Origin of the sequence: Ramlibacter sp. (genome assembly GCF_013697775.1) — a bacterium.
In the GTDB taxonomy this organism is placed as follows: Bacteria; Pseudomonadota; Gammaproteobacteria; order Burkholderiales; family Burkholderiaceae_C; genus Ramlibacter.
On the sequence record NZ_JACCWG010000402.1, the window covers coordinates 1 to 9,084 of the forward strand.

Annotated in this window: 11 protein-coding genes; 7 read left to right on the plus strand and 4 right to left on the minus strand. The window is 72.1% G+C overall.

Translation table 11 applies throughout. The features are described 5' to 3' along the window. Positions 1-939 (minus strand): AMP-binding protein (locus tag H0U68_RS20530; RefSeq protein WP_296358758.1); only part of this gene is annotated, 939 nt, incomplete at its 3' end. Between the two features lie 208 nt (positions 940-1,147). Here H0U68_RS20530 and H0U68_RS20535 point away from each other — a divergent pair. The 7 genes from H0U68_RS20535 to epsC all read left to right on the plus strand — a co-directional run bounded on the left by H0U68_RS20535 (position 1,148) and on the right by epsC (position 6,641). Further along, on the plus strand, positions 1,148-3,082 hold the full coding sequence (locus H0U68_RS20535) for a hypothetical protein (protein WP_296358759.1): 1,935 nt from the start codon (positions 1,148-1,150) through the stop codon (positions 3,080-3,082). Further along, the gene (locus H0U68_RS20540) at positions 3,079-3,339 is read left to right on the plus strand and encodes a Rieske 2Fe-2S domain-containing protein (RefSeq protein WP_296358760.1); all 261 of its coding nucleotides are present in this window, start codon (positions 3,079-3,081) and stop codon (positions 3,337-3,339) included. The genes H0U68_RS20535 and H0U68_RS20540 overlap by 4 nt, the downstream gene beginning before the upstream one ends. A 97-nt stretch (positions 3,340-3,436) precedes the next feature. Further along, positions 3,437-3,712, plus strand: coding sequence for a 4Fe-4S binding protein (locus H0U68_RS20545; protein ID WP_296358761.1), 276 nt, complete (start codon positions 3,437-3,439; stop codon positions 3,710-3,712). Beyond that, positions 3,696-4,406 (plus strand): iron-containing redox enzyme family protein, encoded by a 711-nt coding sequence (locus tag H0U68_RS20550; protein WP_296358762.1) that lies wholly within the window; start codon positions 3,696-3,698, stop codon positions 4,404-4,406. Before H0U68_RS20545 ends, H0U68_RS20550 begins: the two co-directional genes overlap by 17 nt. Beyond that, positions 4,403-4,861 carry a cupin domain-containing protein gene (locus H0U68_RS20555; protein WP_296358763.1) on the plus strand — a complete coding sequence of 153 codons (459 nt, stop codon included), beginning with the start codon at positions 4,403-4,405 and terminating at the stop codon, positions 4,859-4,861. Before H0U68_RS20550 ends, H0U68_RS20555 begins: the two co-directional genes overlap by 4 nt. 64 nt (positions 4,862-4,925) lie before the next feature. After that, a complete protein-coding gene (locus H0U68_RS20560; protein WP_296358768.1) occupies positions 4,926-5,693 on the plus strand; it encodes a ferredoxin--NADP reductase in 768 nt (255 codons plus the stop codon). 33 nt (positions 5,694-5,726) lie between these two features. Beyond that, complete coding sequence (gene epsC / locus H0U68_RS20565; protein ID WP_296358764.1) at positions 5,727-6,641, plus strand: serine O-acetyltransferase EpsC; 915 nt, start codon at positions 5,727-5,729, stop codon at positions 6,639-6,641. On the opposite strand, the gene H0U68_RS20570 is transcribed toward epsC, so the two are convergent. Genes H0U68_RS20570 through H0U68_RS20580 form a run of 3 tightly spaced genes read right to left on the minus strand, consistent with a single transcriptional unit; the run spans position 6,611 to position 8,977 of the window. Beyond that, positions 6,611-7,627, minus strand: coding sequence for an NAD(P)-dependent alcohol dehydrogenase (locus H0U68_RS20570; protein ID WP_296358765.1), 1,017 nt, complete (start codon positions 7,625-7,627; stop codon positions 6,611-6,613). The genes epsC and H0U68_RS20570 overlap by 31 nt on opposite strands. A gap of 12 nt (positions 7,628-7,639) precedes the next feature. After that, complete coding sequence (locus tag H0U68_RS20575; protein WP_296358766.1) at positions 7,640-7,948, minus strand: hypothetical protein; 309 nt, start codon at positions 7,946-7,948, stop codon at positions 7,640-7,642. A 9-nt stretch (positions 7,949-7,957) separates the two neighbouring features. Beyond that, positions 7,958-8,977 carry a nitronate monooxygenase gene (locus H0U68_RS20580; protein WP_296358767.1) on the minus strand — a complete coding sequence of 340 codons (1,020 nt, stop codon included), beginning with the start codon at positions 8,975-8,977 and terminating at the stop codon, positions 7,958-7,960. Positions 8,978-9,084: the final 107 nt, after the last annotated feature.

Here is a 9,084-nt window from a genome sequence, read left to right on the forward strand (position 1 = left end):
GAACGCGTCGAAGGTGTCGCCGGCCAGCGGCGCGCCGCCCGAGCCGCAGATGCGCACGCGCGACCAGTCGGTGCGCGGCGTGCGCGGGCTGGCGGCCAGCGCGGAATACATCATGGGCACGCCGAAAAAAAGCGCCACGTCTTCGCCCTCGACGTCCCGCAGCGTGCGGTCGGTGTCGAAGCCGGCGCGCAGCAGCATCTTCAAGCCGCAGGCGACCGACAGGCACATCAGCGCCAGGCCGAACACATGCGACAGCGGCAGCACCACCAGCAGCACGCGGCCCGGGTCCACAGCATCGCCGGTCCACAGGCGCATCGCATGCGGGACCGCGCTGAAGTTGCCGTGCGTGAGCATCGCGGCCTTCGGCGCGCCGGTGGTCCCGCCCGTGTATTGCAGCACCGCGACCTCGTCGCGCGCGCATTCACGCACCAGTGGGTCCAGCTCGCCGCCATCGGACGCCAGTGGCGCCAGCGCCGCATCGTCCTCGTCCACCGCGATGCAGCGCATCGCACGCGCCGCCCCATCCGCCGGCGCGAGCGCCGCTCGGAACTGCTCGCTGGTGACCAGCACGTCGACCCGCGCGTCTTCCAGCTGGTGGCGCAGCTGCGCGAGCGCCGTGCTCGCGCTCAGGTTCACCACGCGGCCGCCGGCCATCAGCACGGCATAAAAGCAGATCGCGTGGCAGGGCGTGTTCTTCAGCAGCAGCGCCACGTGCGAACCCGCCCCCACGCCGAGGTCGCGCAGGCCGCGCGCCACGCGTGCGCAGCGCTCGCGCAGCTGCGCGAAGGTGAGCGTGGCCTGGTCGGAGTCGATCGCGACCGCGTCGGGCCAGCGGCGCGCCGCCGCTTCCAGGTCCTCGTCGAGGAACCGCGGCGTCAGCGGTGCGTTCCAGCTCTCGTCGGCGGGATACAGCGCGGTCCAGGGGGCAGGTGCTTGCATGGGGTCGTCGTCTCCGGTGTGATCCGGTCGAGCATTCCCCAGTGCCTCGGCGCGCGTCAATTCGCCAAATGTGATGGTGCGCGCGCAGGTGCTCCTCACTATTGACGAATTGACGGTACGGCGCGCGGAAAACAAGATGCCCTCCGACCTTGCGGCATGCGTCGTGCAGCGCGCAAAGGCCTTCTTCGCAACGCATCAGGAGAGCACAGTGGAAGTTCTAGACTCGCCCGTTTCCGCCGCACCCGAGCAGTCGTCGCTGCAGGCGCGCACCCGCATGGTCCACCGCGGGCTCGCCGCCGACGACGTGGTCGTCGCCTTCGGCATGATGGCCGCCGGCGCGCTGGACGACGGCGCCGAGACCCGGCTGCGCGCCGCCACCGCCCCGGAGCTGCCGGCGCTCATCGGCACGCTGCTGGACGAAGGCGCCATCGACCCCGCCAAATGGGCCGACCTGCACCGCGCGTGGTACCGCTGGCGGATTCCGCTGGGCGTGTCGTCGCTGGTGTGGTGGCACCTGCATTGCCGCGCCTACGGCAAGGCGGGGAACCTGGCCGCCGCGTCGGACCTCGTGGAGTCCTGGATCCAGGCGATCGACGCCGCGCCGCCGGGCAAGCGCGCGCAGGTCAGCGCCGCGTTCACCGGCCTGGCCGCCGAGCGCGTGGTGGCGCTGCGCGACGACATCACCGGGCTGGACGCCTTCGTGTCCGCGGTGCGCTACGGGGTGACGCTGCTGGCCGTGCCCGACGCGCAGGCGCTCGACGCGCTGCGCCGCGAGCGCGTCTCCATTCTCATGACCGACATCGAAGCCGGCGGACCGGTGCCGCTGGGCCTGCCCGCCGTCCAGTCGCGCGCGGCCAGCCTGCGTGCGCTGTGCTACGGCCGCGCGCCGCGCTTCGCGCAGCAGTCCACCCTGCTCAACGAGCTCTGGTCCACCATGCCGGTGGAGGAGCGCACCTTCGTGCTGGTGCACCTGGAGCAGAAGATCGCCAGCCTGGAGATCGTGCGCCTGAGCCACGGCGGCCGCGTGCTGGACAATGGCGAGATCGCCGGCGTGCTGGCCGCCTGCCGCGCGCAGGAGCCGTCGCGCTGGTCGCCGCTGGAGATGCGCATCGCCTCGTTCGCCTGGGCCTGGCAGGAAGCCGGCTTCTCGGTGCACGAGCTGAACCAGACCGAGCTGAGCGTGCAGCTGCTGGTGCTGCTGATGGAGCACCGCGTCGGCCAGTACCAGCGCCACGTGACGATGGACGTGCCGCAGCAGCTGCCGCTGCCGGAGCTGGCGCGCCGCTACGGGCCGCTGCGCGTCGCACTGGAGCGCAGCCAGCAGCGCTGCCTGTATTTCGACGGCGGCAACTGGGAGCGCCGCGAATTCCTGCTGGACAAGGCCGCCAGCATGCGCCACTACGCGATTCCCGCGCCGCTGGCGGAATGCTTCGAGCGCAACTTCGGCGGCTCGCTGCAGCCCGGAAGCTCGCCCGCGCAATGGCGCCAGTACGTCGCCGCGCGCATCGAGGCCGGCAAGACGCCGACCGAGCTGATGATCGGCCTGGCGGAATGGGCGGCCAACACCGACGACCTGCCGGTCGACTACGCGGTGTTCGACGTGCCGGTCGGCGTCAAGCTCGACCGGCCGTGGGACCTGGAGATCGAGGAGATCTTCTGCTACACCGGGCTGCGCGCCGACTTCGAGGCGCGCGAGAAGGCGGTGCCACTGGGCGCGGTGGGCATCGCGAACGCCCTGGGGCAGCGCATGCGCTACAACGCGGTGAAGAAGGCGCAGAACTACGCGTTGGTCAAGCACATGACGCCGCAGTCGTTCCTGCTGCCCGACATCTCGGTTGCCGAGGACGCGCACCACGGCGGCCACTACGCCTCGGGCATCCGGCATGCCTGCCGCGTGCCGATTTCGGTGGGCTACCGCGGCAGCGCCTGGCGCGGCATCGCCGACGTGCGGCTCAGCCGCGCCGACTACGCGTACGACCGGCGCTTTCGCGAAGAGGAATTGGAGGTCGCGCTGCGCTACGGCATCTGGGCCAAGGCCATCGCCGACGAAGCCTATGCGCGCGACATGCTGTTCGACAGCAAGTACTGCGTGAACCTCGACGACGGCCGCGACGTGGCCGGCTCGCTCGGGAGGCCCGCATGAGCGCCGCCGGCAACAACGAACGCGTGATCGACGGGCGCCGCTACCTGGCCATCGAGCACCGGGGGCGCCCGCTGCTCATCGCCGCCGTCTGCCCGCACAAGGCCGCGCCGATGCGCGAAGCCACCATCGACGGCGACTACATCGTGTGCAGCCACCACTGCGCCACCTTCGACCTGCGCACCGGTGCCTGGGTGCGCGGGCCCAAGTGCGGCGACCTCGCGATCCGCTGCCCCGAGGCGAGCACGGCAGCCGCCTGAGGCGCATCCGCGCCGCTTTCCTTTTTCTTGCCGGCACCGCCCACGCGGCGGCGCCCATGTCACCGCGCGGCATGCGCCGCGCCCTGGAGAACCATCGATGGCATTCGTCATTACCGAGCCTTGCATCGGCGTCAAGGACGGCGCCTGCATGAAGGCTTGCCCCGTCAACTGCATCGAGGGCCGCCCGGGCGACCCCATGCTCTACATCGACCCCACGCGCTGCATCGACTGCGACGTCTGCGCCATGGTCTGCCCGGTCTTCGCGGTGTTCCCCGAAAACCTGGTGCCGGAGAAATGGGCGCATTTCAAGGACGTCAACCGCGACTACTTCGCCGATGGCGGCACAGGAGCCCCGCATGGCAGCGCCGAGTAGATCCGCGGCGAACGCCCCGCGCAGCGCGGCGCGCGCCGAGATCGAGGACAAGTGCCGCGAGCTGCAGGCCCGGCTGACGGCCCACCCGTTCCTGCGGCGCTGCGCCGACGGCTCGGTGACCGAGGCCGAGCTGCATTCCTTCCTGATCCAGCAGAGCAAGTACTCCAGCTACTTCACGCGCTACCTGTGCGCGCTGATCTCCCGGCTGGAGGACGGCGACGCCGTGCTGAAGCTGGCGCAGAACCTGTGCGAGGAGCTGGGATTCGGCGACTCGCAGGAGCTGCCGCATTCGCAGATGTACGCGCGCATGCTGTCGGATTTCGGCCTGCAGCCGCAGCGCCACGCCACCGCCCCGGAAACGCAGGCGCTGATCGACACCATGTTCGACCTGTGCGGCCGCCCGGCCGGCGCGGCCGGCCTGGGCGCGCTGTGCCTGGGCGCCGAAGCGGTGGTGCCGGACTTCTATTCGCACGTGATCGCGGGCTTTCGCAGCAGGAACTACCCGGATGCGGCGCTGCGCTTCTTCGCCATCCACGTGGACTGCGACGACGGCCATGCCACCACCATGTTCGAGGTGATCGAGCAGGTCATGGAGCGCTCGCCCGACGCGCGCGCGGAGGTCTTCGGCGCGGCCGACGTCGCCATCACGGCGCGGTTGCGGATGCTGGACGCCATCGAACGGGCGGCGCCATGAGCCGCGCCGCGTTCGCCTCGCGCGATTTCGCCGCGGTGCCCGGCGTGCTGCGGGCCGACGACGACGAAACGCAGCGCCTGCTGCACGCCGACGTGCTCGGCACCGGAGACGGCGGCGGCTCCGACGCCTTCTCAGGCCAGCGGCACCACCTGGTGCGCGTGGTCGACCTGCCCAGCCGCGTGCTGAGCATGACCATCGGCGGGCTGGAGCCGGGCCAGGGCACGCGCATGCACCGGCACAACTACGAAACCATCCTCTACATCCTGCTGGGCACCGGCGTGTCCACCATCGGCGGGCGGGAGGTGCCGTGGCGTGCCGGCGACGCGGTGTACATCCCGGTGTGGGCCTGGCACGCGCACCGCAACCTCAGCGCGACCGAAGAGGCGCTGTACGTCGCCGCGGAGAACGCGCCGATGCTGCAGAACCTGGGCATCGCGCTGCGCGAAGAAAAATAAGGGAGCAACCATGTCGCAAACGCGAGAGCAGCCGCAAGCGGCGCCAGCGCAGCCGCCGCAGTTCATGGGCTTCGACGTGCAGCCGGTGCTGGGCGTGCGCCACTGGAGCGACCGCGTGTTCAGCCTGCGGGTGGCGCGGCCGCCCAGCCTGCGTTTCGAGAACGGCCAGTTCGTGATGATGGGCCTGGCCGTCGGCGGCAAGCCGCTGGTGCGCGCCTACAGCATCGCCAACCCCAACTACGACGAGCACCTGGAGTTCCTGAGCATCAAGGTGCCCGGCGGGCCGCTGACCTCGGTGCTCAAGGACGTGCGGCCCGGCGACCCGGTGCTGGTGGGCCGCAAGCCCACCGGCACGCTGCTGCTGACCGACCTGCGGCCGGGCCGGCGGCTCTACCTCTTCGCCACCGGCACCGGCCTGGCGCCCTTCATGGGCACGGTGGCCGACCCGTACACCTATGAGCGCTTCGCCTCGGTGGTGCTGCTGCACGGCGTGCGCCGCACCAGCGAGCTGGCCTACCGCGACGTTCTCGAGCAGGACCTGCGCGCCCATCCCTATGTGGGCGAGATGGCGCGCCGGCAGCTGCACTACGTGCCCTGCGTGTCGCGCGAGGACTTCCACACCACCGGGCGCATCACGCGCTTCGTCGAAGGCGACGCGCTGTCCACGCTGGGCCTGCCGCCGCTCGATCCGGCAACCGACCGGGCCATGCTCTGCGGCAGCCAGGCCATGCTGGCGCAGATGTGCGCCCTGCTCGACCAGCGCGGCTTCCAGGGCTTCGCGCGCGGCGGGCTGGCCGACTACGTCATCGAGCGCGCGTTCACCCAGAGCTGACGCATCCCACAACACGACCACGGAGGAAGCGACATGCTGCTCGACGACAGGGCCGCGGAGATCCGCGCGGACGCCTCGGCGCCGGCGCGCAACGCGCCGCTGGAGGGCATCGCGCGCAGGCTGGCCGCGGCCCGGCGCACTGCCGGCGACACCGGCCACCCCGCGCCCAGCCGCCACGAGGTGGCGCTGCTGTGCGAAGGCCTGTTCGACACGCTGGTGCCCGGAAGCTATCCCGCGCACGGCGCCGGCCGCGGCGACGCGGTGCAGGCGCTGGACCGGCTGCGCGAACGCCTGCGCGCGCTGCTGGCCGGCGTGGCGCCCTTCGGCGCGCTTGCGTGGGACGGCGGCGCCGGCCCCGACGCCCTTGCGCTGGAACTGCTCGGCTGGCTGCCGCAGGTGCACGAGGCGCTGACCGAGGACATGTGGGCGGCCTATGCCGCCGACCCCGCCGCCACCGGCCTGCTGGAGATCGCGCTGTCGTATCCCACCGTCGTGGCGGTGGCCGTCCACCGCTTGGCGCACCGGCTGCACCTGCGCGGCGTGCCGCTGCTGCCGCGCATGATGTCCGAGTGGGCGCACTCGATGACCGGCGTGGACATCCATCCGGGCGCGCGCATCGGGCGCCGCTTCTTCGTGGACCACGGCACCGGCGTGGTGGTCGGCGCGACGGCCATCGTGGGCGACGACGTGACGCTGTACCACGGGGTCACGCTGGGCACGCTCTCGTTCGCGCGCGACGCCGCCGGCGCGCTGGTGCGCGGCGGCAAGCGCCACCCGACCATCGGCAACGGAGTGACCATCTACGCCCATGCGATGGTGCTGGGCGGCGCCACGACGGTGGGCGACAACGCCGTCATCGGCGCGGCCACCGTCGTTACCTGCGACGTGGCCCCGGGCGCGATGGTCTGCCGCGAGCGTCAGAAGCCGGACGCGAGGACCACCCGGTAGCGGGTCTGGCCCGAACGCAGGCGGTCGAGCGCGGCGTTGACGTCGCGCATCGCGTACTGCTCGACGCGAGGAACGATGCCGTGCCGCGCGGCGAACGTCAGCATCTCGGCCACGGTGGAGGGCGAGCCGGTCGACGAGCCGGAGATGCTGCGCTGCCACGTCATCAGGTACGGGCGCACGCGCACCGGCACCTGCTCCATCACCACGCCGACCTGGTGCAGCCGCCCGCCGGGCGCGATGGTGTCGATGAGCAGGTCCCAGCCGGCGAAGCCGCGCGCCGACACCAGCAGGAAGTCGAACGCGCCGGCCAGAGCGCGCATGGCCTGCGCGTCGCCGGTGGCCACCACCCGGTGCGCGCCCAGCGCACGGGCCTCGTCGAATTTCTCCGGGCTGGAGGTCAGCGCCGTGACCTCGCAGCCCCAGGCGCGCCCGAACTGCAGCGCCAGGTGGCCCAGGCCGCCGATGCCCACCACGCCGATGCGGTGCGTGGGCTTCACCCCGTGCATGTACAGCGGCGAGAACACCGTGACGCCGGCGCACAGCAGCGGGCCGCCGCGCAGCGAATCCAGCGTGTCGGGCAGCTTCATGCACCACTGCCACTGGGCCCGCACGCGCTCGGCGAAGCCGCCGTGGCGCCCGACGATGGTCGGCTCGCGCAGCGCGCACATGTTGTTCTCGCCGCGCAGGCACAGGCGGCACACGCCGCAGCTGCCGGCATACCAGCCCAGCCCCACGCGGTCGCCTTCGCGCACGCCCTTGGCCTGCGCGCCGACCGCCCGCACGCGGCCGACCACCTCGTGCCCCGGCACCAGCGGGTACTGCGTGGGCAGCCACTCGCTGTCGATCATCGCGATGTCGGAGTAGCAGATGCCGCAGTAGTCGACCTCGATGTCCACCTGCTCGGGGCCGAGCGGGCCGGGGTCGTAGCTGTACGGTTGCAGCGGCTGGTTCTTCTCCAGCGCCGCCCATGCCTTGATCGAATCCATTTCCTTGCCTCCTTACGGCGTAGCGCCGACAGACCAGACTTGCACCCGCATCAGCGCCGGGTACGGCGGTGCGGCGAACACCTGCGCGAACCGGGCGATCTGCTCCTTATAGAAACCGGCGGCCTCCAGCCGCCGCGAATCCTCCGCGTGCTCCCACAGGATCACGATGGCGCCCTCTCCGCTGGCGTCGTCGGCCAGCAGGCAGGCGCCGCGGAAACCGGGCTGCGCGGCCAGCGCGGGCAGCGCGCCGTTCTCGAAAATCTCCCGCGCGCGGGGAACCTCTCCGCCCTTGATGCGGATGGCGACGTGGCGTGCATGCATTGCGCGTTCCTAGTCCAGATGGCCGCGTGCACTGGCGAGCAGGGCGCCCGCCTCGCGCACTAGCCCCTGCACGATCTGCCCGGCGGGTTCCACGCCGGCGATCAGGCCCACGCCCTGGCCGCAGTACAGCGCCAGCGCCTCCAGCTCGCCGGTGAGCCCGGGGGCGGGCTGCGTCACGTGGTAGCGCGGAATGGCCGAGCCGTCGGCGCGCCGCGCCACCGTGTCGCCTTCGCCCGGGCGCGCGCCGATGGGCGGCCGCCCGGCCTCGATCCAGCGGCGCATGGTGCTGTTGCGCAGCGTGCGCATGTTCGAGTCGGGCCAGCCGATGTCGAACGTCCCGCCGAACACGGTATCGCCGCTGCCGGCGGCGACCAGCAGGTCGCGGTACATGTCGGGCACGGTGGATTCGCTGGACGCGACGAAGCGCGTTCCCAGCGCCACGCCCGAGGCGCCCAGCATCAGCGCGGCGGCGACGCCGCGCCCGTCGGCGATGCCGCCGGCGGCCACCACCGGCAGGCCGGGCACCGCGTCGACGACGCTGGGCACCAGCGCCATGGTGGCGATCTCGCCGCGCACGTGCCCGCCCGCTTCCCAGCCCTGCGCGAGCACCACGTCGGCGCCCGCGCGCTGCGCATGCCGCGCTTCCTCCACGCCGCCGACCGACTGCATCAGCAGCGCGCCGGCGCGGTGGATGGCCTCCACGTGCGGCGCCGGGTCGCCCCAGAACAGCGACACCAGCGCGACGCCCTCGGCCAGGCACGCGGCCAGCCGTTCCTCCTGCGGCCACTCGAGCAGCAGGTTCACGCCGAACGGCTTGTCGGTCAGCGCGCGCACGCGCCGAATGGCCTGGCGCACCGCGTCGGCGCCGTCCAGGAAGCTGACCGCGATCATCCCCAGCCCGCCGGCGTTGGACACCGCCGCGGCCAGCTCGGGCCCGGCGGCGGTGCCGATCGGCGCATTGAGGATCGGGTAGTCGATGCCCAGCAGCGCGCACAGCGGCGTGTGCAGGCGTTGGCGGTTCGGCGCCATGCTCAGGCAGCCACCGCTTGCGCCGCCAGCGCGTGCGCGCCGCCCCGCCCCGCCACGATGCGCGTGCAGCCCCGGTTGCGCGCCCACTCGAGCGGATCGGCCTCGTC

Excerpts from the sequence above, each read along its gene's own strand:
- H0U68_RS20550 (WP_296358762.1), top strand. The coding sequence starts at position 3,696 with ATGGCAGCGCCGAGTAGATCCGCGGCGAACGCCCCGCGCAGCGCGGCG.
- H0U68_RS20570 (WP_296358765.1), bottom strand. The coding sequence starts at position 7,627 with ATGGATTCGATCAAGGCATGGGCGGCGCTGGAGAAGAACCAGCCGCTG.
- H0U68_RS20540 (WP_296358760.1), top strand. The coding sequence starts at position 3,079 with ATGAGCGCCGCCGGCAACAACGAACGCGTGATCGACGGGCGCCGCTAC.
- epsC (WP_296358764.1), top strand. The coding sequence starts at position 5,727 with ATGCTGCTCGACGACAGGGCCGCGGAGATCCGCGCGGACGCCTCGGCG.
- H0U68_RS20555 (WP_296358763.1), top strand. The coding sequence starts at position 4,403 with ATGAGCCGCGCCGCGTTCGCCTCGCGCGATTTCGCCGCGGTGCCCGGC.
- H0U68_RS20575 (WP_296358766.1), bottom strand. The coding sequence starts at position 7,948 with ATGCATGCACGCCACGTCGCCATCCGCATCAAGGGCGGAGAGGTTCCC.
- H0U68_RS20580 (WP_296358767.1), bottom strand. The coding sequence starts at position 8,977 with ATGGCGCCGAACCGCCAACGCCTGCACACGCCGCTGTGCGCGCTGCTG.
- H0U68_RS20560 (WP_296358768.1), top strand. The coding sequence starts at position 4,926 with ATGGGCTTCGACGTGCAGCCGGTGCTGGGCGTGCGCCACTGGAGCGAC.
- H0U68_RS20545 (WP_296358761.1), top strand. The coding sequence starts at position 3,437 with ATGGCATTCGTCATTACCGAGCCTTGCATCGGCGTCAAGGACGGCGCC.